Below are 23,377 nucleotides of genomic sequence, written 5' to 3' on the forward strand. Positions count from 1 at the left end.
ACCATTTCCGTACCAGTAATATCCGATGGTAATAAATCTGGGGTAAACCAAAGCTGGCATCAAGTGTATTCGCTAAAGCTTTCACTGAACGGGTTTTAGCCGTACCAGGTAACCCTTCAAGCAAAATATGTCCACGCGTTAATAAACCAATAACGATAGATTTTGCAACATGGTCTTGCCCTATCACCGCTTGTTCAATTTGTTTCAGCAATGCATTCATTGCTATTTGAGCGTCGTTCACTGGAATCCCTCACTCCACATTAGTATTCATTCCAATGCAGTTGTTATGAAAATCAATAACTTATTTCAATCAAGTAATACTACGATACTTGCTAACATCGGCTTGGAATAATCAAAAAACTGTTTAATTCCTGAACACAGATAATTAAGACCAAACTCACGGCCTAGTATTCAAAGCTAACTATTTTAGGATACTCATCCCAACATAAATTCAAATATGGTTAGGCTTTACACTAATCTGCCAAGCTGTCTCGTTTTGACACATCAAATGCTTATTGTCTTGTTGAAAATACCATTTTATTCAACTAATTATCATCAATATTGCCTTCTTTGTATTCAGGATAATCATAATGATCGCAAAACGCCACCATTACACACTATAGAAAATTTTGCCCTAGTTGACTAAAGTCATAGCCATCCAGATTAATCTTATAACGTTTACCTTCAACCATTTTTCTTTTTAAAATGACTTTTAACATTAGATTCCTTACAAAGGAAAGCAATTTAGATAGTCTATTTTCAAAGAGAACACATTATTAACAACTGGGTCATTTGGCCAACATGAATGAGTATGGGGCATCGTCATGATATGTACAAATATAAAAAAAGCACATCATAACAAAACGATGTGCATTTTTTCTATCAAGAAATATACCTACAGGCGGTATTAATTAACTTCACTTTGATTAAGAACAGCCTTAACAATTCAAACCAAAGATTATTTATTTACTTGAGATTGGTCGCGTTTATGCTGAAACCAAAAACGCTTTCTGCCACTTGAACGAGACATAATTTATCCTTTTTATTTTAATAATAACGGTCTAATCCAAACGATATTTAGTGACATACTAATACCATCATTCATCGAATATGGAGACCCTATGATTAAGCCGGGATAAGCAGAATTTATCTTTTTGAGCTGAGGTCGAGGAACACTTATGTGGGTTGGTCGAGTAAAGCTTAGTGAACCGAATACAACATGAGACATTTACGATAAAGCAGATGCTTGGAATGTTTTAATTTTTCACATTTTCTTCAAATTATTTATTGAAGATTATAAATTGATTATCTTGGCTTATTTTTATTTTCTATTTGAACCATTTATAGACGAAATTTCATTTGTCTTCTTATAAAACAAACGCTGACGACTGCCAGCGTTTGTGTATCTTTCAGCTATTAGTAAACTAATGAGCTAAAAAATCAATTATTAAGCAGGAACAACGTTCGCAGCTTGAAGACCTTTTTGGCCTTGCTCTACTTCAAAAGACACTTTTTGGCCTTCAGCAAGAGTTTTGAAACCTTCAGAAGCGATAGCACGGAAATGTACGAATACGTCAGCGCCGCCGTTGTCTTGAGTAATGAAGCCGAAACCTTTTTCTTCGTTAAACCATTTAACGATACCAGTTGTTTTAGACATATTATGTCCCTTATCTTGTGTGCAATAAATGCAGTTCATAAATTAATGTCGCTAAATGCGACGGGTGCTACGTTGAACGATTTAATGTTTTATTAAGCGAAGGGAAAATCTAAAAACAAATGATGTTATTGAGGATTCTACTTTTACTAAATTGTTTCATTAATCACTCTTATCAACAGAGCGAGGTAAATATTACAGGGTTTAACTCAGATGTACACCTATTTCGTAAAGAATATTGAAATATCTTTAAATTAACCCTTAAATGATTGATAAATCGCCAAATAGCAGCATGAATAACCTGTGCATATCCATATCGAACATCCATCCACATGTCATTTCTTTGACGCTTTAAGAGAGTTGTACTAATAACCAATCCTTTACTTGTTCCATTTCATCATGATTACTTGGATATTGATTCTGTACATACTCAATCGCTGCATTGATTCCCTCATGAGAATACATCTGCCCATGCAGTGCTAGCTGTAAAGCTTCTAATGGTGCTGGTTCTAGGCTATCAGTAAAAATTTGAACCTCTTCAATATGAGCTTTTTTAATATTAAAGTGCACTTCGACCCCAGCCCATATAAATCTTTCATCAATTTGATGAGTAAATTCGGGTGTATTGCCAAAGTTCCAATGCCAATCTTTCTGCTTGGCAAAGGTAGCTTCAAAATTAGGTAAATTAGGCATCACGTCCGGCGAAATAAATTCGGGCTCCACTTGCTCGTCATAATATTTAAAAAATGCCTGTGTAATAGCCGTACATAATGTTTCATGCGTTAACGATTGATCAAGCTGTTGCAAATTAATCACCCTTGAACGAACAGAAGTAATCCCTTTAGCTTGGAGTTTTTTGGGATCAGGGTTGAGATAATCAGCCAAACGGTTCATATCTGCATTCAATAAAATAGTGCCATGATGAAAGCCTCTATCCATTGTTTCTCGGTAAGCTGAACCTGAAAACTTACGATCCCCATCTTCCGTTTCCACCACCAGATCATTCCGCCCAGTCGCTTTACCCTTAATACCCAATTCAGCTAAAGCATTCAGCACAATATCGGTGGAAACCGTTTTATCATAACCAGGCTTTCCCGCCATAAAAGTAAAGTTGGTATTGCCAAGATCATGAAAAACTGCACCGCCTCCACTTTGTCGGCGAGCTAAAGTAATCCCATCGCGCTCCATCCTCTGCGTATTGCATTCTTTCCATGGGTTTTGAGCACGACCAATCACAACGGTATTATCATTTCGCCATAAGAATAAGACTTTTTGGTCGGCAGCCATCGAACGGAAAATCGTATCTTCAACCGCTAGATTAAACAATGGGTTAGTTGATGTAGAAAAGAATAAGCGTAATGAGGACATAATTTAGCCTTTATAATCCATAGAGAATTAAATATAACAATACATTTGAAATCAATGTTGAAAACAAACTCAATGGTTATAGTTTAAAGAGTTGCTCAAGGATGGGAATCACTTTTTTTGACGCCTCTTTATCTTGTTGAGTATAAGCTGTCGTAATAACGCCTTCTTTTAAAATTGATAGCTGGCAAGCCGTTGCCTCATCTAATTGTGCGTAGATTTTGATCATTTCAATAATTTGGCGCTTATAACGAGCACACACTTGATTAATCTTGGAATCAGGATGACCAAATTCCACACTAGCATTGATAAAATAACAGCCTTTGAACTTTCCCAAAATATCAACTCGATCGTTTATCCAATCATCTATCTCTTTAAACAGTTCACTTACAACCGCATTTATGTCATCAAGTCATAGCCTTAAACGCTATTTCTTTGTAAGGTGTTGCATACATTCAAATAGAGGAAAATCCTGTGCAGCATCCTTGCGAAATTTTATCTTCATTTACTGATCAAGGCGTCCTTTATCAACCTCATACCTTTGAATTACCTCTAGATCATAACAATCCAGATGGATTAACGTTAACAATCTACGCTCGTGAAGTCATCTCGATTGATAATCAAGATAAAGAGCTACCTTGGTTAGTCTATTTTCAAGGTGGGCCTGGTTTTCCTTCTCCAAGAAGTCACACGCAATCTGGGTGGTTAAAAACAGCATTAAAGCAATATCGAATATTATTACTCGATCAACGAGGCACAGGATTGAGTTCACCTGTTACACATCAGACTTTAACCGGGCTCACCCCAGACGAACAATGTGATTATTTGACTCACTTTCGAGCCGATAGCATAGTTAAAGATGCAGAAGCAATTCGCAAACAATTTAACGTAAAAAAATGGGCAATTCTTGGTCAAAGCTTTGGTGGATTTTGTTCATTAACTTACTTATCTTTATTCCCTGATAGTTTATTACGCGTTTATATCACTGGTGGTGTACCTTCTCTAACAAGACATGCCGACGATGTCTACAAAGCAACTTATCAACGTGTAAAACAAAAAAACAACGCTTTCTTTGTTCAATTTCCTCAAGCACAAACTTTGTGTCAACGCATCGCTAAACATCTCAAGGAAAATAGAGTAGAACTGCCAAATGGCCAACATTTTACCGTCGAGCAATTTCAAATGATTGGCATTAATCTTGGGCGTGGAGGCGCGGCACTACCAATGTATTACTTATTGGAAAATGCCTTCGTAGAAGTTAACAATAAGCAGCAACTCAGCTACACTTTTTTGAATTCAATGCTCGCGGAACAGTCTTATCAGACCAATCCTATTTATGCCATTTTGCATGAGTCTATTTATTGTCAACCATGTTCTAAAAATGATGAAAATAGAACCGAATCAGCCTGGTCTGCCCATCGTGTTCGTGACTCTTATCCTGAATTTCATTACAGCACATCCCAACCTTTTTATTTTACAGGTGAAATGGTGTATCCATGGATGTTTGATCAAATGGCATGTTTAACGTCCTTAAAACAAACCGCCCAACTTCTGGCGAACAAATCAGATTGGAGCGCGTTATATGACGTTAAACAATTAGCCCAAAATACGGTCCCCATTGCTTGCGCTGTTTACGCTGAAGATATGTATGTTGAATTTGATTATTCAAGAGAATCATTAAATAACATCCCTAACAGCAAGGCATGGATAACAAACGAATATGAGCATAATGGCATTGGAGTAGATGGTGAGCGTATATTTGAAAGATTGGATGACATGCTCAACGAAATTCAGCAACGCCCTAAAATCAAATAATTGGACAAATATTAAAATATTCAACAATATACTCAAGTAATATCAATATGTAAGTTTCAGCGAGATTAAACCAGGCTTTAGACACGGAAATTAAAGACGACTATAGCTGATTCAACTTTAATTTATTTGAGTATATAGATAGTCGGGCGTTTTTTGCCCTACTCCGTTATAAGGAAATAGCGATGAAAATTTTATTAATTAGCGATCTGACTCCTCATTTGAGTAGCTTAACCGCCCTACTACAAGACTGCGTATCCAGTGGTGCTTCAGTCGGTTTTCTGCCCCCAGTAAAAAACGAACAAGCCGAGCAATACTGGTCTGCTGTGCAACTAGAACTTGACAGTGTCCCCACCTCTCGCATCATGATCGGAGCATTTGAAGGTGAGCAACTTGTAGGATGTGTGCAGCTTTCTTTGGCTGGTAAATCCAACGCTCAACACCGAGCTGAAGTTGAAAAATTAATGGTTCATACTCGTCATAGAGGAAAAGGAATCAGTAAACAATTATTGTCTCAGTTAGAAATTGAAGCGAAGCAACAAAAACGTACCCTTCTCGTTCTAGACACAAGGTTAGGAGATATAGCTTCAGATTTGTATAAGCGCATGGGTTATACAGAAGCGGGTCGCATTCCAAATTTTGCATTAAGTGCTAACGGGAAACTCGAGCCTACAATTTATTTTTATAAATCAATAGCTTGATTGACATCCTTATAAATAATCTGGTTTATATGTAAAAATCATTCTCCTGATGGTATCAAACAGGTATTTATTATTTTTTGATTTACAATGTAAACCACCAAAAAGTGACGGCGTCACCAGTCTTTGAGCATTAAATTTTATCGTTATCCAAGATATTTTTCATTCTGAAAGCCTCAAACTATCCTTTATACTTCAGTTAATTACTTACTAAAAAAATACTAAGAGTCCATTATGTCGGAAACCATTCGTATACGTGCACTTGAAAAAGACGATTTACGTTTTATTCATAGCTTAAATAACAATCGCAGTGTGATGTCTTATTGGTTTGAAGAGCCTTATGAATCATTTATGGAATTAGAAAGTCTATACATCAAACACATTCATGATTTAAATGAACGCCGCTTCATTGCAGAAAATGGCGATCGTGAACATGTTGGCTTAGTCGAACTAGTAGAAATAAATTATATCCATCGTACAGCCGAATTTCAGATCATCATCGCTCCACACTTTCAAGGGCGCGGTTACGCAAGAGCTATTATTGAAAATGCCGTAAATTATGCATTTAAAATATTAAATATTAATAAATTGTACCTCCAAGTTTCAGATGAAAACGAAAAGGCCGTTTATTTATATGAAAGTTTTGGTTTTAAACGTGAAGGACTATTGATTGAAGAGTTCTTTATGAATGGGCAATACCGTAATGCAATACGAATGTATATGTTGCAACGTGATTATATTAGCCAACAAGATAAGCCAAGTGCAATTAACGCTGCAAACTAATTATCTGATCCTCCGCCTGATGTGATTATAGCGTTTTGATGCTAACGATTACGCAAGCGGTTGCGAAAAAAAAAGTGAGATCTAGAGGTGCTTTTAGGAAGTTATATTTGACTTCAAACCCAGTTATTTCGATGATGAGGCAAGGAATACCAACTACAATAAATTCTGAAACTTGTCGCTTTTCTCTCACCCTAGTTCATTCACTTTTAAAGGCCCGAAAATGAGTAGTAAATTAAACCAACTTCGCTCGCTAACCACCGTTGTCGCCGACACTGGTGATATTGAAGCAATCACTAAATATCAGCCAGAAGATGCGACAACCAACCCATCTTTGATTTTAAAAGCCGCGCAAATTGCAGATTACGCACCTTTAATTGATCAATCTATTGCATACGCAAAAGCGCAAAGCCAAGACAAAGCGCAACAAGTTCAAGACACATGTGACATGCTGGCAGTTACTATAGGTAAAGAAATCCTAAAAGTTGTCCCTGGCCGTATTTCAACAGAGGTTGATGCTCGTCTTTCGTACGATACAGAAGGCAGCGTAAAGAAAGCGCGCCAACTGATTAAAATGTATAATGATGCCGGTATTAGCAACGATCGTATTTTAATTAAATTAGCATCAACGTGGGAAGGTATTCGCGCCGCAGAAACTCTTGAAAAAGAAGGGATTAACTGTAATTTAACGCTTCTATTTTCTTTTGCTCAAGCGCGCGCGTGTGCTGAAGCTGGCGTATTCCTTATTTCCCCATTCGTTGGCCGCATCATGGACTGGTACAAAGCGAAAGAAGGCCGCGAATTTGCTCCTGAAGAAGATCCGGGCGTGAAATCGGTCACTGCAATTTATGATTACTACAAACAGCATGGCTACAATACTGTTGTGATGGGCGCAAGTTTCCGTAACACTGGAGAAATTCTTGAATTAGCAGGCTGTGATCGCTTAACCATCAGCCCTCAATTACTCCAAGAGTTAGAAGATAGCGAAGGTGAAGTCATTCAAAAGTTATCACCTACAACAGAAATCAAATCTCAACCATCAAAAATGACCCACCCTGAATTTCTGTGGGAACACAATCAAGACCCGATGGCGGTCGAAAAATTAGCCGAAGGTATTCGTGCTTTTGCAGTTGACCAAGGCAAACTTGAAGCGATGATTGAAGCAAAGCTATAAATGATTAGTTTACTTAAAAGTTAATCAATTATTGCTCATTGAATGCAATGAAACAGCTGGTATAGAACATTCTATGACAGCTGTTTTATTTAAGCCATATAATAGAATATGTTTAGGCGAGGAATATAAAGGAGTAAATAATGATACTTTATCCTACAATTCTTGTCGCGATTGATCCTACTGATTTACACGCACATCAATTAGTCATAAAGGCAGGGGTTATTGCACAACAAAATCAGGCAGAATTGCATCTTGCTTATGTTGAAAAAGGCATTATGAATACCCAATTTTTATACCGAAATGAAGGCTTATTTAATTTTCATCCCGGCAAAGAATTAGAACGTATTGAACAATTACACCAGCTCAGTCAAGCTAGCCCCTATCCAGTATCTAATATTCATTTTGCGGCCGGAGAAGTTATTAAACACTTAGAAGATCTTGTTGAAGAAGTAGAAGCTAAACTTGTTATTATTGGCTGTAAAAATAAAATCTCTAATATTTTTGGTGGATTAGAAGCTAGCCTTGCTAATGATCCGCACCAGCAGTTTTGGACACCGAGTTAAGTGAGTACAATCACTAACGAGGTGAACCATGACAAGCAAGAAAAAACGTATTATCCATTCCCCTGAATTTAAAGCAGAAGCCCTGAAGCTAGCAGAGAAAGTGGGAGTAGCTGCGGCAGCGAGACAACTGTCGTTACACGAATCCCAGATCTATGGTTGGCGTAAGTCAGCTAAGAGCGACACCAGCACCAGTCAGCGGGAAAAAGATCTAGCCGCTGAAGTTGCCAAACTCAAACGACAATTGGCTGAGCAAGCTGAAGAGCTAGATATAGTAAAAAAGGCCGCCACCTACTTCGCGAAAAACCTAAAGTAGATTGCTACGAATTTATGCTCGAACACCTGCTTTGCTTCAGAGTTGCCCGCATGGCTAAGGTGTTCGGTGTTTCACGAAGTGGGTTTTATTACTGGATTAAGCATCGCCACAAGGCCATCCAGCGCGAGGTAACTCGCCAAGAGCTTGATACGAAGGTCAAAGAGGCTTTTGATAATAGCAAAGGTCGTGATGGCTCAAGGCGCATCCAGAAAGAGCTGGCTGAGAACGGTGATAGCCGTAATGTTAAAACCATTGCCGCCAGTATGAAGCGGCAGGATTTAACGCCGAAAGCGGCACGTAAGTTTAAGTGTACGACGGACAGCAAACATAAAATGCCAGTTGCTCCGAACCTGCTGGCTCAGGATTTTAAGGCAGAGGCTCCGAATCAAAAGTGGGCGGGAGACATCACCTATGTTGCGACAAGCGAAGGCTGGCTGTATTTGGCGGTAATCATTGACCTTTATTCCAGGCAAGTAGTCGGTTGGTCTATGGATACCAGAATGACGGCAACTCTGGTTTGCGATGCGTTATCAATGGCCTTGTTCCGTCGAGGGTTCCCTGAGCAGGTTATCGTTCATAGTGACCGAGGTAGTCAGTACTGCTCAAAAGATTATCGAGACATCATAACTGCTTATAATCTAAAGCAAAGTATGAGTAGGAAAGGAAACTGCTGGGATAATGCTTGTGTTGAGAGCTTCTTCCATTCATTGAAAGTTGAAGCGATCCAGTATGAGCCGATCATGACGCGAGACGAGATGCGCCAAACGATCTTTGAATACATAGAGGTTGATTATAATCGGACAAGAAGGCACAGTGCTCTTGGGTATCTAAGCCCAGTTAACTTTGAAAATCAAAATGTCGCTTAATGAAGTGTCCAGTCTGGCTGGAGCAGATCACTTTTTACAAAACCAGCGTCATAGACTTGCTCGCCATATTCGGCGTACAAGTACTCCATCACTTCACGCAGCGATTTTTCAAAACGTAATGGCTCAATTAAGTCAGAGCGGAATTGGGCACTTCGGCGATCTGGGCGCTCAATGTTCACTTTGTGGTAGCCAAAATCTTGATTATTGAATACTTGCGCTGCAATACCGACTGAATCGCCTTTATCGTCGATAGCACGCTCAACGGGTTGGTTATCTAAATAGGTCGAGACAATTTCTGCAATGTGCTCTGGTGAGAACTCGCAGTTTTTGTTACCCAAATTTTTGCGCAACTTGCGGAACAGTAAGCTAGCGTCAATCAGCTGAACCTTGCCTTGGCGGCTTTCAGGTTTGTTGTTATTAAGCAGCCAGATATACGGTGAGCTTACGGCAGCATAGCTCAACTTAACTCGCCAGCTCTGGTTTACTAAGTGCTTATCCAATATAAGGAAGGCACCATGCAAAACCAGAAAAACCTGATTCAGGCCACTGCTGACTTTGAGCACTGGCGACAAACCCGCATTAATAAACATGCCAGTATCCCCGATGAACTACGCTGCTTAGCACTCAAGCTGCTTGAAGAATATCCGATCAGTCACGTGACCAAAGCACTACGGATCTGCACCACCCAGCTCAATGACTGGCGCAAGCAACTTCCCGTTAAGTCGTCCGCTCCTGATTTTGTTCCGTTACAGATAGAGCCTGATTTACTACCTAAATCAGACCTGAGCCTTCAGCTCACTCTTCCTAATTCAAGTCAGATCTGTATCAGCGGCCTTGTCTCTCCTGACTTATTGCGAGCTCTGATACAAGAAGCAGGAGAAGTAAAATGATCCACCTGACTGCTGAGAGTAAAATCCTGCTTGCGACTCAACCAGCCGATTTTCGCTGTGGTATTGATGGACTCGCCGCCCTGTGTCGTCATCAGCTAAAACAGTCGCCTCGTAGCGGAACCCTGTTTGTGTTTACCAACCGCCGTCAAACCATGCTTAGAGCATTATGTTATGACGGCTCTGGCTTCTGGTTAATCAATAAACGCCTGAGCAAAGGCCGCTTTCAAGATTGGCCCCGTCATCACCAAGATGGGGTGACCCCTGTCGCCGCGAAGCAGCTTAAAGCTCTGTTGGTGGGGCTGCCTGGCTGGCAAAAAGTATGACCGTACGCACACTATTCCCCCTTAAGTTATCGATCCTCACGATCATGTTGACTGATCCCACAATGCTGGAATAATTGAGCGCATCAGCACTGCAAGCCAGCCGACAGGAACTTAAATGGCGCAAGACTTTACCGATATTGACAGCGAAGAGCTGGACGGGCTTATCCAGCGAGTGCACGAGGCAAAGGAGCACGACTTAGCACTGAGTGCGGAAGATTGCCACATCTTGTTGAAGGCATTAAAGACGCTGGCTGCCTTGCAAGAGCGTCTGTCTGATAACGATATCACCCTGCATAAATTGCGTAAGTTGGTTGGCATGGTCAAGTCATCAGAAACGATGGACACTCTACTCGGCCAGAAAAATAAGAAAAACAAAAACCGCGGTCAAAAACGTCCTAAGCCTAAAAATACCCAACCCAGCACACCACCAGTGAAACCGAAAGTCACTCAGCATAAACTGGACGATCTAAAGAAAGGCGATAGTTGCCCCGAGTGTCAAAAAGGCAAGTTATATAAATACGAGCCCGCTACGCTGTTGCGGATCACTGGGCAAAGTCCGTTCGTCCCAGAGCAACACGTTATGGAGCGGCTACGTTGCAATGCCTGTGGTCAGTACTTCACTGCCAAGTTACCTAATGACGTGATAAATGATGGAGAGCCAAGCCAGAAGTATGGTTACAGTGCCCGCAGCCTGATGGCTCTTCACAAGTTTTTTGCAGGTGCACCCTACTATCGTCAGGAGAGTACGCAAGCGCTGATGGGGATTAAACTGACCGCCTCAACCATCTTTGACCAAGTCGAGTTAGTCGCCAATAGCTTGCAACCCATTTATAACTTGTTAAGAGTGTTTGCCGCAAACGCAGAGCACTATTATTTAGATGACACGACCAACCGAATTTTAGACAAAGTCCCGATAGAAAAGCCGCAGAGAAATGGAACAAAAACCCGAGAGCGCAGTGGTGTTTACAGCTCCGGTTTAGTCGCGGGCTTAAAAGAGGGTCGTACTGTCGTGTTGTATCAGACCAATATCGGTCATGCCGGCGAGTTCATCGACGAGATTTTACATGACCGTGGCCGGACACTCGCGCCCCCGATATTGATGAGTGATGCCTTATCCAGCAACCGCCCATCGCTTGATTACGTGGTCGAACACAGTCTGTGCAACAGTCACGGACGACGGCAGTTTGCCGAAGTCCTTAATCAGTTTCCAGATGAAGTGGAGCAAGTACTACAGTGGTATGGTGAAATCTGGCGACACGATGATGAAGCCAGGGAGCTAGGACTTAACGCGGGGCAACGGTTAGCTTGGCATAAAAAGCTATCACTTCCGGTAATGGAGCAGATCCGAAACTGGGGTCAGGCCGAGCTGAACAGGGGAAGTACAGAAGAAAACAGCGGGCTTGGTAAAGCAATTAATTATTTTACTAAGCATTATGAGGGGCTGACCGCCTTCTGCCGTCTCGAGGGAGCACAGCTGGATAATAACCGAGCGGAGCAAGCACTCAAGCTAGTTGCTCGCAACCGAAAAAATGCCCTGTTCCATAAAACACAGGCTGGTGCGAGCATTGCGGATGTGATCATGGCGATGATAGCGACATCAGCCGAAGCGGGTATAAATGTGCTGGATTACTTTAATACGATACAGCGAATGGAAAGTGAAGTTAAGGCTAATCCACAACAGTTCTTGCCCTGGAATTATCAGTCCAATATCTAATCAAAACAGGCTCTGGCTTTCGGCCAGAGCCGCTTCTTAATACCTATGTACACTATCTTCTCGTAAGCTCACGAAAGAACGAAGAAACGATTGATGTGGCTGGTCGAACAAGAGGACAGTAATATCAATGAAATCATTAAAAATCTCATTGATACGCGCTTTGAGCAATTGAAATAACATAAATGTTGGTTGTAATACTAAAAACAGTAACTCATATACGTGTAATTTATATATGACTCATAGAGATGGTTTCATTTTCCTCAGCTGGAGATAGAGCTTGTACTCTTCTCATAAACCGCTCTTTCTTGACCTGGCATTGCTGGGATATCTATTCAGATAACGTTATTTAATCAGATATCCCAATAACCCGGCTAGCTGCGCCCTTTTTAGTTAAAGTTTAATCGACTAAGATTTTCGTCCTAACCGTTAAAGTGTTAAAATGATCACAACATTGCTGACGTGGCTTCAGGTGGTCGTTAAATACTTCCAGTACCCCTCTGTCTGATTTCTCTTTTGGTACCCCACCTGATACCCCACCAGCCTAACCATAAAAATAAAAGGTAAATTTTTCATATGGTTGCAAGTAAAATCCAATGGTTTCCGGGGCATATGCACAAAGCTCGTAAAGAGATAGAAGAAGTGATCCCCAAAATTGATGTCATCATTGAAGTTCTTGATGCTCGGATACCTTTTTCAAGTGAAAACCCTCTCATTTCACAGCTGCGTGGTGATAAACCTTGTATTAAAGTACTTAACAAACGTGATTTATCTGATCCTGAATTGACTCAATTATGGATTGATCATTTTGAAAAAGAAAAAGGCGTAAAAGCCATGGCAATTACTACTGAAAACCCACAAGAAGTTTTCAAAATCATGGAATTATGCCGCAAGCTTGCACCACACCGCTCTGATATTGGTAAAGATATACGCACTATGATCATGGGGATTCCTAATGTAGGAAAATCAACCATAATCAATACTCTTGCAGGAAGAATGATTGCTCAAACTGGTAACCAACCTGCGGTAACTCGCCGCCAACAACGTATTAACTTACAAAATGGTATCGTCCTTTCTGATACTCCTGGAATTTTATGGCCAAAAGTTGAAAACCCACATTCTGGTTTCCGCTTAGCAGCAACAGGCGCAGTAAAAGATACCGCCATGGAATACGATGAAGTAGCATTTTATACTGTAGAATACTTAGCCGCACATTATCCACAGCTACTACAAGCGCGTTACAACATTGAAGAATTACCACAAAGCGATGTTGAGTGGATGGAAGAGATTGGACGTAAGCGTGGCGCGCTTCGTGCTGGTGGACGTATCGATTTGCACAAAGCATCTGAAATTCTATTACATGAACTGCGTAGTGGTACTTTAGGGAACGTTACCTTAGAGCTTCCAGAAATGATCACCCAAGAATTGATCGAAGTAGAAATTGAAGCTGAGCGTAAAAAAGAAGCGCAAATTAAAAAGAAGGAAGAACGTCGCAAACGTTATCTACGCAATAAACGTTAATAGGCGTTATTTATAAAAATTGTTTTAATCTTTTAGCTCGTTTTTATTGATTGGTGGTAGCTTTTCCTAGCGCTTTTTTCTTTGTATAAATGATGGGCTCGGCAATAGATTTCCATCATTGCCGTAACCATTTTTATTTCAGTATGTAGCGAACCTAGTAAAATTGCACGTTGCATATTAAATTGCCAAAACGTTATTTATTTTTAGCGATAGAAAGTAATATATCTTCTAGTTGCTGCCATGGCATTAGCTGACTATCAATTACTTCAACTCGTGATTCATACCCTTCTAATGTCATTTGATTAACCGATACAACACCATTTGAAACGTTAAAGGCGTAGCAACCTTGATCGGTATTGACCACGGCTTTGACACGCTCAGCCGTTAAAGCAGATAACATCGAAAACAGTTGGTCAAAATTGAAGGTGTATTCAGCTCCAAATAACCAACCACAACTGTAATAACCTTGCCCTTTATTTTCTTTACGAATAAATTTCTCACCAGGCTTTAAAGCAAATTGTGGTTCAAAATCGGCATGATGATGGGAATGACTATGGCTCGGCTCATCTGTATTAGAATGGACTCTATCAATATCTAACATTGACAAGTCAAGCTCACCTTGAATCGACGTGATTAAATGAAGTTGATCAGCCTTGGCGGCATGCTTCTGTTTAAAAGATTCAAACCAAATAGACAATTGAACAAGGTCGATTTCTTCTACTTGATCAACTTTGTTCGCCATTATAATTTGTGCAGAATCAAGCTGATCATTAAAGTTCTTATTCTCGCTATATTTATCGATCGATAAGTGTCGAGGATCGACTAAAGCAACGGTAGCTTTTAAATCAACATAAGGTAAAAATTGCTCAGACAACAACTTGGCAATCACCTCTTTCGGGTGCCCAAGGCCTGTAGGCTCAATTAATAAGCGATCGGGGTTAGTACGGAGTAAGGCATTAATGCCGACAGACATTGGAACTCCCGCGGTACAACACATGCACCCACCTGGTATTTCTTTAATCATTGCGCCATGCTCTACCATTAGTGCACCGTCAATACCAATTTCACCAAATTCATTAACCAAAACGGCCCAATTTTCATTCTTTGGCTTATTTTTCAGTAAATGCAAAATGGTTGTGGTTTTACCTGCGCCTAAAAAGCCAGTAATAATATTTGTTGCGACTCGCTGTACCATAAATACTCCTTAGCAGAGCTAGCAGTATATACGCAAATGATTCAATTTTGAGAAGAATTCTACTTAGGATTAATCATCACTAGCTGTATAAAACGTTGAAAAAATCAATCTCCTAGATAAAAGCAAAAAGCGCACCAATTGAAGTGCGCTTTTCTCCTCGTAACTCAATCGTGAGTATGCGAATCAATTGGATGATTTAACCCATTGATCATTATCGAGGTTTTCATATTTTTAAAACGTTACTTTCCAAATTGTAATACAGCACTTTAAAAAACACGTAATGCGGGATTCGGTGCATTACGCCAGCAGAAAATTTTTTCCTCCATGTGAAATTTGAATTCTTCTGCTTGCATAAAGCATGGCACAAAAGACAGAGAACTCAAGAAAAGCCCTCAAAATTATTCTGTCTTCGCCTAATATTTAAAATTTATTTTATAATTGATAGTCTGAGTGGAATCTATACTGATCTAAGTAAAATAACTTTTCGTAACAATTTGATGTAATAATATTTATGCTTCGTATAATAAGACATTACTATCATTCGAATCGAATATTATTCGATTCTCTTGTTTTCACTATAACTGCAGGATAATCAGTATTTAATGGCCAACTCTAAATCGTTTAGGCAATCTCTTTCTGAATACAAATCTAAAAAGTTTGTCGGTGTAATTTTATCGAGAGATAAAACACCCATGTCGATTTTATTGCTTTCTGCTGTCGTAGGGTTAATTGCTGGTTTAATTGGTACCTTTTTTGAAATGGGTGTGCATTGGGTAACCAATACACGTACCGACTGGCTGAAACAAGAATTAAACTCCCTACTTCCTCTTTGGCTAGCTGCGATTATTGTCAGTGCCACGCTCGCTTTTGTTGGCTATTACTTGGTTAATCGGTTCGCCCCCGAAGCCGCTGGATCTGGTATTCCCGAAATTGAAGGGGCAATGGATGATATTCGTCCTGTTCGCTGGTGGCGAGTGATTCCCGTAAAATTCTTTGGTGGTTTAGGCTCTTTAGGCTCAGGCATGGTATTAGGCCGAGAGGGGCCCACCGTCCAAATGGGAGGAAATGTCGGTCGGATGGTCTCTGATATTTTTCAATTAAAGGATCCCGACGGTCGCCATTCATTATTAGCAAGTGGTGCTGCAGGTGGCCTAGCTGCCGCCTTTAATGCCCCACTTGCTGGCATTATGTTTGTTGTGGAAGAAATGCGTCCACATTTTCGCTATAACCTCCTTTCAATCAAAGCTGTCATTATCTCATCCGTAGTATCGACCATTGTATTTCGTTCTATACGGGGACAAGATGCGGTTATTACCATGCCTCAATACCTGCCTCCAGATTTAGATACCCTATGGTTATTTTTAGTTCTAGGGCTTATTTTTGGCGTATTTGGTGTAATGTTTAATCGTATGGTGACTTGGTCGCAAGATATGTTTGTATTAATTCATCGTAATGATCGAAAACGTTATTTGATCACAGGAACGACCATTGGTGGCATCTTTGGCTTACTACTTTTATATCTTCCAGAATTAACGGGAGGGGGCATTGAACTGATACCCAGTGCCACTAATGGAGATTACAGTGTTAACTTGCTTTTCATCTTGTTTCTAGCAAGAGTGGCAACAACTTTGCTTTGCTTTGGTTCTGGTGCACCAGGAGGTATCTTTGCCCCTATGCTTGCTTTAGGTACTTTGTTTGGAACCTTTTATGGACAAATGGCGTTAAATATTGATCCTTCATTAAATATTGAGCCGGGTATGTTTGCAATTGCCGGTATGGGAGCACTCTTTGCTGCTACAGTAAGAGCGCCAATTACTGGTATTTTACTTGTTATCGAAATGACAAATAATTATCACCTGATATTACCGTTAATCATAACCACACTCGGCGCCACCATTATGGCTCAGTTATTAGGCGGCCAACCTATCTATACTCAACTGCTGCACCGCACATTGAAAAAGGATAAGCTTCAACAACGAGATTTACCAACGGGTAGCACAGAAAAAGCTAAAAATGAGGATACTGAACAAGCACAAGAAACTGCAGATCAAGAACTCACCGAAACCAAGAATATAAACAGTAATACTGATGATCTATCAATCGGCTCCTTTAAAAAACCGACAAACCCAGACACTTAGATGCACATATTGATATTTAAATAAAAAAGCAACGATATTAAAATAAACCGTTGCTTTTTTAGCTCTAAATTATTTTTTAATTGATAGAATAAAAATAAATAATTAATTTAAATCTAAGGTCGTTTTTTTAGCCACAGGGTTAGCGTACATTTCCACTAATTTCTGCTGAGCTCCTGCTGGCAATAGCTTTAACTTTCTTGCAAAATTTGCTTCGACTTCCGCCGTAATTGAATCACTTTCTTTACCCGCAGCCAACAAATTTACCGGATACAAACGGTACAAAGCATGAATCTGGCGATCAAGCTCAAGTGCCATGTCCTCTGGTGTTTCAAAATCGTCTGTAATCACATCTCCAAAGCTCACGTGCACACGACCTTTATCACCAATAATCCCTTTCACGATGCTTTGAATATCTTCAAATTCTGTTTTTTTATAATGGCCATTAACTTCAATTTCATAAAGCTCTGTCGCTTTAGCGATGTCACATGGATCATTTTCATAAGAAATTGAAACTGGAACAATTTTTAAAGATTTCATGTACTCACCAAAAGGAATTTTTTGACGACGTCCTTCTACGTGAAACATTTTTAAAATAGCGGGTTCAGTCAAATCATTACCATCTTTAGCTCGACCTTCTCTTTGCGCTATCCAAATTGAATTATTGGTTTCAAGAGAGTGTTTTATATAAGAAGATAGTAAACCTATCGCTTTCATCATCTCTCTAGGGGCCTTTATCGAACGCTTAACAATGAAACTTTTATTTAGTTTCATCATTTCAGTAGCACAAGGCATTTTCAGGAGATTATCCCCAATAGCAATACGAACCGTTCTATGCCCGTGATTGTATAAGCCCCAGTTAACCAAGGCAGGATCCATCGCAATATCTCGATGGTTTGAAACAAACAAATAAGATTGCTCAGGGTCAAGCTTATCTAAACCTGAATACGTCACACCATTCGTTGTCTTTGCTAATGTTGAGCCCATATATAACTCAACTTCTCTTTGTATGTCTTCAACGGTTTTTAGTTTTGACCACTTAAATTTTAAGTAGATTTTAATCGCCGGAGACACCAACTTTTTAAACCAAGTTGGTTTATGAGAAAAACGATATTTGATGATGGCATTGATAAATTCTTCATCGTTAATTAAACGTTCAAGTGCCTCTGGGATCTCATCATCGTTGTATGGACGAATTTCTTTGTAAGGATCGTTATCTATACTCATTGATTTACTGCAGTTATGAATAAACAGGTTATTTTACGTTGCACCGACTTTAATAGACAGCAGTTATTCAACGTAAAGCTAAAAATCAGGGCGTAAAGTACATTAATTCACAAGAATAGTGAACATACATAGGTTGAATTTTTGTCCTCAAACAAACGGATACTAGAAATCAAACCTAAGTTTTGTTTAAAGATTGGCATCAAAGACAGAAAGCGTTAGTCTTAGCGCCCAATATAGCCATCACGCGGTTAGCATATTCTTAATATACTAATACCTCTAAATATATTGATGCCTCTAAGGTATCTTCGCCATCCAACAATGTAAATTTTTGATGAAATGAATTATTTAATCTCGCATAACACAACCCATCATCCATTTCTTTCTATCACCGCAAGAAAGAAAACCATCAAACATAAGTTGTTTTATGTGATGAGTGGTTACCTTTCGGTAAGAGTAGGGAAGGAAGAATATTTAGTCTCCGCCCAAGAAGCGTTTTGGCTACCACTTGAATGCTTAACAGCCCTAACCTACTTTCCCAATAGCCAGATATTAGAAATAGAAATATCTGCACGATCACGCAGTCATTATTCTCATCAAGCTGGTTATGTCAGCCCTTCACCGCTAATGTCCGCCCTGCTTGAAAAACTGGCTTTGCACTCTTTTTCACCGGAAAACATTCAACTAATGACTTGGTTAAAAGCGTTAAACTTCGAATTGGAATCTCTAAAACCAATACTCTCAAATGGCAGTATTACCTTACAAGAGGCCTGTCAAAAAGGAAAAAATGCTTTATCTTTTCAAATGTCCATCAATGTTCGTGACGCCCTTAAAGCTCGCGCTTCTGGCATCAAACGTGAAAAGGTAATTACTGATTTTTTTAATGGCTCCGAAAATCATGCCAATGAGTTGTGTTTGGCGATTGCCAATACCTCACTGAATTAATGTTTAAATCCTGTAGAGATGAAAAACCTAAAATATAAGAAATAAAGGCATCTCTACCCATCATGTGATAATAATCACAATCTAAGAACGGTAAAGCCTTTGCTGTTGAATAAAATCACTCACTGAAGGCGTCGTTAAATCATCGATACCTCCACCACCAGAGCATTGCTCCCTTATGCGGGTACTGCGTATTGGTAATGTTTCTGGGCAGGCTAATACCGACCATTGCCTCATGATCTCCTCCGCTTTATAAAACTTTGAAAAATTGGTGAAATTATCCGGACCAATAACGAAAGTTAAGCGACTTTGAGAATATTGTTGCTGTAACTTATTAAGCAAAGAAAAAGTAGTGACACTGTCGCCAGGCTGATGTAACTCTTCTTCAATTCGGCTCAGCATCGCATTAGGCAGATTAATATCGATAAGAAATTTTTCGATCATTTGGCAGCGAATCTCAAATGGGAGCATATTTTTACCCCATGCATGTGCAATGCTAGGAACCAGTATTACTTGATCAAAATGAGTCAATGAATCCAATACGCTTTTGTGCCCTAAACTTGGCGGATTAAAAGCGCTACCAAAAATGGCAATGTTAGATTTCATTTTCTTTCCTTATTCACTCTAAGTGGATCATTAAACAGTCAAGTTGAATTGTATGCAAATAACACACATAAATCATGCCTTTTAACCTCAACAGCCCCTAGCAAATTCAAGACATTTAGGTATATGATAAATACGTTTATTTTATTGCGGTACAATAAGGACTTTCCATGGAACAACTCATCCGTCAAGAAATGCAAGTATTACCCACTATTGACCCCCTATTTGAAATCTCTCGTCGAGTTTCTTTCATCAAGAAAAAGCTGAATGAATCCGGCTGCAAATCATTAATTTTAGGAATAAGTGGCGGTGTAGACTCCACCACTTGTGGTCGACTTGCACAAATCGCTATTGATGAACTGAATCACGAAAGACAATCTAATGATTACCAATTCATAGCCGTACGTTTGCCTTACGGTGAACAAAAAGATGAGGAAGAAGCTCAACTGGCATTAGGTTTTATTAAACCAACACACTCAATATCCGTCAATATAAAGCAAGGTGTTGAGGGTATTAACTCCGCCACTCATGCAGCACTTCATCACACCAATCTATTACCAACCGATCCGGCTAAATTAGATTTTGTAAAAGGTAATGTGAAAGCTCGAGCTCGCATGGTGGCTCAATATGAAGTCGCTGGTTATGTTGGGGGGCTCGTACTTGGAACGGACCATTCAGCCGAAAATATTACAGGTTTTTATACTAAATTTGGTGATGGTGCTTGTGACTTAGCGCCTTTATTTGGATTAAATAAACGTCAAGTTCGTCAAGTAGCTGCAGTGTTAGGCGCTCCAGAGTGCTTAGTGAAGAAGATACCAACCGCAGATTTGGAAGAGCTAGCGCCTCAAAAAGCGGATGAAGATGCTTTAAACCTTACTTACGATCAAATCGATGATTTCCTTGAAGGCTTACCAGTAAGCCAAGATGTGATAGACCGACTTGTGAGCGTATACAAAGCAACACAACACAAACGTCAACCAATCCCAACGATCTATGATTAATATCCGTAAAATAAAAGGACTCATTGATAAAAATGAGCCCTTTTATCACTATATGTTGCTACCCTTATCGTGTATTTATTGCTTTATGCCTTCGACATAAAGGTCTAAATCAACATAACTAGTGCCTGCCATTTCTTTAATACCAAAATCGTTAAGTTCCAAACGAGTCGTCCCTTTAAAACCAGCGCGCTCACCGCCCCATGGGTCTTTACCTGCCCCAATAAATTCAGCATCAATAGTCACAGGTACGGTTTTACCATGAAGTTCTAAATTACCATCAACGGATAATTTTCCTTCACCTTTATCCGTCACTTTGGTGCTTGTAAATGTTGCTTTTGAAAATTTGCTTACATTCAAAAAGTCATCACTTCGAATATGTTTATCACGATCGGCATGATTTGAATCAACACTGCTAGTATCAACCACAACCTTCACTTTAGACGCTGCTACATTTTTAGGGTCATACGAAAAGGTCCCCTCAAAATCATTAAAACGACCTTGTGTGAAGCTAAAACCTAGGTGACTTACTCGGAAATTAACAGAGGCATGAGCACCCTTAGTATCAATATTATAATCAGAAGCGATTGCTCCCATAGGAAAAACGATAGAGGCACATAAACCGGCAGTCGTTATCCATTTTTTCATTTCCATCTTTATCATTTTGTTGCTCCTGTTATTTTTCTTAAGGTATTGTCTTTATTAACAAAGTGATGTTTCAAGGCCGCAATCGCATGAACGGAAGCTAGCCCTATGAGTACGCAAGCAAAATAGTAATGTAGCATGCCAGCAATATCGGATTGGTCTTCAAATAAAGCGCCTAAAGAAGGGACGGTGATCCAATCAAAAATATCAATGCCACGCCCATCTGAAGTTGAAATCAAATAACCAGAAATAAATATCCCAAAGAGTAGTAGGTACATCAAAGCATGAGCAATTTTGGCAGCCACTTTCTCAAAATGAGATCCTTCAATTTGAGGTGATGATGTCAACATTTTCCAAATAACACGAAAAACCGTGTATGCAGCAAGCATTAACCCCACCGATTTATGCCAATGCGGAGCATCTTGATACCACGCACTATAGTAGTCTAGGTCAACCATCCATAATCCTGCGGCAAATAAACCAATGATTATCGCCGCTGACAACCAATGATTCACTTTGGCTAAAAAATTATATTGATCCACATTTTGTTTCATATTCTTTCTACCGTCGCTGCTAATGTGATGTTGGCAATGCATAAAGCATGAGTATGCACTGATGGCATAATTACAATAAATCATCATCGTTGAACACGTCATTTGCAAAATGGACGGCGACGCAAAGTATCGCCCCAAAAACACAAACGACATTACCCACACTATAATGATAATCAATAAGACGAAACAAACATTAACATTATTTTCTGTAACATTTGCTTACTGAGTTGACGTGCAAGTCAATCTTAATAGATATTTTATCATTTATTTACAAAAAGTTAGAAAATGAGAGAGTAAGTTGAAAGATATTAACAACTCATACGGTCTTTTAAGTATTCGTTATGATGAGTGATATACGCTTAACTAAACCATTTTAAAAGGATTGAACGTATGCTAATTAAAAATCGCCCTTCTTGGTTTCTGAATGAAAGAGATTCAACACCTGAATCTATCTATAAAGAACGCAGAGAAATTGTTAAGAAGCTTGGTATAGCCGCCGCAATAACTCCATTTTCCACACAAGCAAATGCGGGGATATTTGATGTATTTTCGTCCAAAAAAGATAATGAACCATACCAAGATCCTCGGGTTGCATTGCAAAGTATAGACTCCCAATACTCCACGCAAGGACTAACATTAACACCAGAAAATAAAGTACTTACTTATAATAATTTTTATGAATTCGGTAGTAGCAAAGGGTCTCCTGCTGAGCTAGCTAAAGGCTTTCAGACCACACCTTGGACAATAACTATTGATGGCGAAGTGGCTAAAGCCGTCACTTTGGATATGGACGATGTAATGAAAAGCATGCAGATAGAGGAGCGTATTTATCGCCATCGCTGTGTAGAAGCTTGGTCTATGAATGTACCGTGGTTAGGATTTAGTCTCGCGTCATTATTAAAACTCGTTCAGCCAACCAGTAAAGCTAAATACGTCGCATTTGAAACACTCTATGACCCAGAACGCATGCCAGGACAAAAATCATATTCTGTTGGTGGCGGGATTGATTACCCCTATGTAGAAGGCCTAACTATCGACGAAGCTATGAACCCACTTACTTTGATGACAGTCGGTTTATATGGAAAAACACTTGCACCACAAAATGGCGCTCCACTTCGATTAATTGTTCCATGGAAATATGGTTTTAAAGGCATTAAATCCATAGTGAAAATTCACCTATTAGAACAACAACCACCAACAACATGGAACCTGCTTGCAGCCAATGAATATGGCTTTTATGCCAACGTAAACCCTAACGTAGATCACCCAAGATGGAGCCAAGCAAGTGAACGTTTCATAGGTGAAGGCAGTTTATTTAGCTCTCGCCGCCAAGATACCTTAATGTTTAATGGTTATGGCGAAACGGTAGCATCCTTATATAAAGGTTTAGACCTAAAGCGGAATTATTGAT

22 protein-coding genes and 2 pseudogenes are annotated in these 23,377 nt (G+C 39.6%); 14 read left to right on the forward strand and 10 right to left on the reverse strand.

Annotated features, from left to right (window positions below; genetic code table 11):
• Positions 1-2: 2 nt before the first annotated feature.
• The 4 genes and pseudogenes from VCASEI_RS16050 to VCASEI_RS16065 all read right to left on the reverse strand — a co-directional run.
• A pseudogene (locus VCASEI_RS16050) lies at positions 3-241 on the reverse strand (AAA family ATPase); the annotation flags it as partial.
• A gap of 1,206 nt (positions 242-1,447) precedes the next feature.
• Positions 1,448-1,657 (reverse strand): transcription antiterminator/RNA stability regulator CspE, encoded by a 210-nt coding sequence (cspE, locus tag VCASEI_RS16055; RefSeq protein ID WP_017025742.1) that lies wholly within the window; start codon positions 1,655-1,657, stop codon positions 1,448-1,450.
• A gap of 348 nt (positions 1,658-2,005) precedes the next feature.
• Positions 2,006-3,022 carry a lipoate--protein ligase gene (locus VCASEI_RS16060; RefSeq protein WP_110957841.1) on the reverse strand — a complete coding sequence of 339 codons (1,017 nt, stop codon included), beginning with the start codon at positions 3,020-3,022 and terminating at the stop codon, positions 2,006-2,008.
• A gap of 76 nt (positions 3,023-3,098) precedes the next feature.
• Complete coding sequence (locus VCASEI_RS16065) at positions 3,099-3,356, reverse strand: hypothetical protein (protein WP_086959559.1); 258 nt, start codon at positions 3,354-3,356, stop codon at positions 3,099-3,101.
• 155 nt (positions 3,357-3,511) lie between these two features.
• Between VCASEI_RS16065 and VCASEI_RS16070 the strand changes: the two genes are divergently transcribed.
• From VCASEI_RS16070 to VCASEI_RS16095, 6 genes are all read left to right on the forward strand, one after another.
• Positions 3,512-4,834 (forward strand): alpha/beta fold hydrolase, encoded by a 1,323-nt coding sequence (locus VCASEI_RS16070; protein WP_086959740.1) that lies wholly within the window; start codon positions 3,512-3,514, stop codon positions 4,832-4,834.
• A 182-nt stretch (positions 4,835-5,016) separates the two neighbouring features.
• A complete protein-coding gene (locus VCASEI_RS16075) occupies positions 5,017-5,532 on the forward strand; it encodes a GNAT family N-acetyltransferase (RefSeq protein ID WP_086959557.1) in 516 nt (171 codons plus the stop codon).
• Between the two features lie 231 nt (positions 5,533-5,763).
• The gene (gene speG, locus VCASEI_RS16080; protein ID WP_086959555.1) at positions 5,764-6,312 is read left to right on the forward strand and encodes a spermidine N1-acetyltransferase; all 549 of its coding nucleotides are present in this window, start codon (positions 5,764-5,766) and stop codon (positions 6,310-6,312) included.
• Positions 6,313-6,532: 220 nt separating this feature from the next.
• Positions 6,533-7,483 (forward strand): transaldolase, encoded by a 951-nt coding sequence (gene tal, locus VCASEI_RS16085; protein ID WP_110957842.1) that lies wholly within the window; start codon positions 6,533-6,535, stop codon positions 7,481-7,483.
• Between the two features lie 140 nt (positions 7,484-7,623).
• The gene (locus tag VCASEI_RS16090) at positions 7,624-8,046 is read left to right on the forward strand and encodes a universal stress protein (protein WP_110957843.1); all 423 of its coding nucleotides are present in this window, start codon (positions 7,624-7,626) and stop codon (positions 8,044-8,046) included.
• A gap of 28 nt (positions 8,047-8,074) precedes the next feature.
• Positions 8,075-9,225 (forward strand): IS3 family transposase gene (locus VCASEI_RS16095; RefSeq protein ID WP_110957751.1). Its coding sequence is split into 2 segments (ribosomal slippage): positions 8,075-8,318 and positions 8,318-9,225, totalling 1,152 coding nucleotides; the frame shifts between segments, so codons are not numbered across the junction.
• 32 nt (positions 9,226-9,257) lie between these two features.
• On the opposite strand, the pseudogene VCASEI_RS16100 reads toward VCASEI_RS16095, so the two are convergent.
• Positions 9,258-9,662 (reverse strand): annotated as a pseudogene (locus tag VCASEI_RS16100) (SAM-dependent DNA methyltransferase); the annotation flags it as partial.
• A 78-nt stretch (positions 9,663-9,740) separates the two neighbouring features.
• Here VCASEI_RS16100 and VCASEI_RS16105 point away from each other — a divergent pair.
• The 4 genes from VCASEI_RS16105 to ylqF all read left to right on the forward strand — a co-directional run bounded on the left by VCASEI_RS16105 (position 9,741) and on the right by ylqF (position 13,670).
• Entirely contained in the window at positions 9,741-10,115 is a 375-nt protein-coding gene (locus VCASEI_RS16105; RefSeq protein WP_110957753.1) for a hypothetical protein, read from the forward strand.
• Complete coding sequence (gene tnpB, locus VCASEI_RS16110) at positions 10,112-10,438, forward strand: IS66 family insertion sequence element accessory protein TnpB (protein WP_004393962.1); 327 nt, start codon at positions 10,112-10,114, stop codon at positions 10,436-10,438. The genes VCASEI_RS16105 and tnpB overlap by 4 nt, the downstream gene beginning before the upstream one ends.
• A 115-nt stretch (positions 10,439-10,553) precedes the next feature.
• Positions 10,554-12,152 carry an IS66 family transposase gene (gene tnpC / locus VCASEI_RS16115; RefSeq protein ID WP_110957756.1) on the forward strand — a complete coding sequence of 533 codons (1,599 nt, stop codon included), beginning with the start codon at positions 10,554-10,556 and terminating at the stop codon, positions 12,150-12,152.
• 573 nt (positions 12,153-12,725) lie between these two features.
• Positions 12,726-13,670: a ribosome biogenesis GTPase YlqF gene (gene ylqF / locus VCASEI_RS16120; protein WP_089110828.1), complete on the forward strand. Its 945-nt coding sequence runs from the start codon at positions 12,726-12,728 to the stop codon at positions 13,668-13,670.
• Positions 13,671-13,863: 193 nt separating this feature from the next.
• On the opposite strand, the gene VCASEI_RS16125 is transcribed toward ylqF, so the two are convergent.
• Positions 13,864-14,865 (reverse strand): CobW family GTP-binding protein, encoded by a 1,002-nt coding sequence (locus VCASEI_RS16125; protein WP_086958621.1) that lies wholly within the window; start codon positions 14,863-14,865, stop codon positions 13,864-13,866.
• A gap of 602 nt (positions 14,866-15,467) precedes the next feature.
• Here VCASEI_RS16125 and clcA point away from each other — a divergent pair.
• Positions 15,468-17,003 (forward strand): H(+)/Cl(-) exchange transporter ClcA, encoded by a 1,536-nt coding sequence (gene clcA, locus VCASEI_RS16130; protein ID WP_226983409.1) that lies wholly within the window; start codon positions 15,468-15,470, stop codon positions 17,001-17,003.
• A gap of 102 nt (positions 17,004-17,105) precedes the next feature.
• On the opposite strand, the gene VCASEI_RS16135 is transcribed toward clcA, so the two are convergent.
• Positions 17,106-18,227, reverse strand: a complete 1,122-nt coding sequence (locus VCASEI_RS16135) for a 1-acyl-sn-glycerol-3-phosphate acyltransferase (protein ID WP_086958623.1) — start codon at positions 18,225-18,227, stop codon at positions 17,106-17,108.
• 336 nt (positions 18,228-18,563) lie between these two features.
• Between VCASEI_RS16135 and VCASEI_RS16140 the strand changes: the two genes are divergently transcribed.
• Complete coding sequence (locus tag VCASEI_RS16140) at positions 18,564-19,169, forward strand: hypothetical protein (protein ID WP_086958625.1); 606 nt, start codon at positions 18,564-18,566, stop codon at positions 19,167-19,169.
• Positions 19,170-19,250: 81 nt separating this feature from the next.
• Here VCASEI_RS16140 and VCASEI_RS16145 read toward each other — a convergent pair whose 3' ends face one another.
• Entirely contained in the window at positions 19,251-19,772 is a 522-nt protein-coding gene (locus VCASEI_RS16145) for a nicotinate-nicotinamide nucleotide adenylyltransferase (RefSeq protein ID WP_086958627.1), read from the reverse strand.
• A 167-nt stretch (positions 19,773-19,939) separates the two neighbouring features.
• On the opposite strand from VCASEI_RS16145, the gene nadE reads away from it, so the two are divergent.
• Entirely contained in the window at positions 19,940-20,770 is an 831-nt protein-coding gene (gene nadE / locus VCASEI_RS16150) for an ammonia-dependent NAD(+) synthetase (RefSeq protein WP_089110829.1), read from the forward strand.
• A gap of 75 nt (positions 20,771-20,845) precedes the next feature.
• Here nadE and VCASEI_RS16155 read toward each other — a convergent pair whose 3' ends face one another.
• Together VCASEI_RS16155 and VCASEI_RS16160 are read right to left on the reverse strand one after the other, a co-directional pair.
• On the reverse strand, positions 20,846-21,415 hold the full coding sequence (locus VCASEI_RS16155; RefSeq protein WP_086958964.1) for a YceI family protein: 570 nt from the start codon (positions 21,413-21,415) through the stop codon (positions 20,846-20,848).
• 11 nt (positions 21,416-21,426) lie between these two features.
• Positions 21,427-21,966, reverse strand: a complete 540-nt coding sequence (locus VCASEI_RS16160; protein ID WP_086958631.1) for a cytochrome b — start codon at positions 21,964-21,966, stop codon at positions 21,427-21,429.
• A gap of 390 nt (positions 21,967-22,356) precedes the next feature.
• Here VCASEI_RS16160 and msrP point away from each other — a divergent pair, with 390 nt between their 5' ends.
• Positions 22,357-23,376 carry a protein-methionine-sulfoxide reductase catalytic subunit MsrP gene (gene msrP / locus VCASEI_RS16165; RefSeq protein WP_086958633.1) on the forward strand — a complete coding sequence of 340 codons (1,020 nt, stop codon included), beginning with the start codon at positions 22,357-22,359 and terminating at the stop codon, positions 23,374-23,376.
• Position 23,377: the final 1 nt, after the last annotated feature.

Origin of the sequence: Vibrio casei (genome assembly GCF_002218025.2) — a bacterium.
In the GTDB taxonomy this organism is placed as follows: Bacteria; Pseudomonadota; Gammaproteobacteria; order Enterobacterales; family Vibrionaceae; genus Vibrio; species Vibrio casei.

Coding starts and splice junctions, on each gene's coding strand:
- VCASEI_RS16090 (WP_110957843.1), top strand. CDS start 7,624: ATGATACTTTATCCTACAATTCTTGTCGCGATTGATCCTACTGATTTA.
- nadE (WP_089110829.1), top strand. CDS start 19,940: ATGGAACAACTCATCCGTCAAGAAATGCAAGTATTACCCACTATTGAC.
- cspE (WP_017025742.1), bottom strand. CDS start 1,657: ATGTCTAAAACAACTGGTATCGTTAAATGGTTTAACGAAGAAAAAGGT.
- msrP (WP_086958633.1), top strand. CDS start 22,357: ATGCTAATTAAAAATCGCCCTTCTTGGTTTCTGAATGAAAGAGATTCA.
- tnpC (WP_110957756.1), top strand. CDS start 10,554: ATGGCGCAAGACTTTACCGATATTGACAGCGAAGAGCTGGACGGGCTT.
- VCASEI_RS16155 (WP_086958964.1), bottom strand. CDS start 21,415: ATGAAAAAATGGATAACGACTGCCGGTTTATGTGCCTCTATCGTTTTT.
- VCASEI_RS16135 (WP_086958623.1), bottom strand. CDS start 18,227: ATGAGTATAGATAACGATCCTTACAAAGAAATTCGTCCATACAACGAT.
- VCASEI_RS16125 (WP_086958621.1), bottom strand. CDS start 14,865: ATGGTACAGCGAGTCGCAACAAATATTATTACTGGCTTTTTAGGCGCA.
- ylqF (WP_089110828.1), top strand. CDS start 12,726: ATGGTTGCAAGTAAAATCCAATGGTTTCCGGGGCATATGCACAAAGCT.
- VCASEI_RS16105 (WP_110957753.1), top strand. CDS start 9,741: ATGCAAAACCAGAAAAACCTGATTCAGGCCACTGCTGACTTTGAGCAC.
- VCASEI_RS16075 (WP_086959557.1), top strand. CDS start 5,017: ATGAAAATTTTATTAATTAGCGATCTGACTCCTCATTTGAGTAGCTTA.
- speG (WP_086959555.1), top strand. CDS start 5,764: ATGTCGGAAACCATTCGTATACGTGCACTTGAAAAAGACGATTTACGT.
- tnpB (WP_004393962.1), top strand. CDS start 10,112: ATGATCCACCTGACTGCTGAGAGTAAAATCCTGCTTGCGACTCAACCA.
- VCASEI_RS16060 (WP_110957841.1), bottom strand. CDS start 3,022: ATGTCCTCATTACGCTTATTCTTTTCTACATCAACTAACCCATTGTTT.
- VCASEI_RS16160 (WP_086958631.1), bottom strand. CDS start 21,966: ATGAAACAAAATGTGGATCAATATAATTTTTTAGCCAAAGTGAATCAT.
- clcA (WP_226983409.1), top strand. CDS start 15,468: ATGGCCAACTCTAAATCGTTTAGGCAATCTCTTTCTGAATACAAATCT.
- VCASEI_RS16140 (WP_086958625.1), top strand. CDS start 18,564: ATGAATTATTTAATCTCGCATAACACAACCCATCATCCATTTCTTTCT.
- VCASEI_RS16145 (WP_086958627.1), bottom strand. CDS start 19,772: ATGAAATCTAACATTGCCATTTTTGGTAGCGCTTTTAATCCGCCAAGT.
- tal (WP_110957842.1), top strand. CDS start 6,533: ATGAGTAGTAAATTAAACCAACTTCGCTCGCTAACCACCGTTGTCGCC.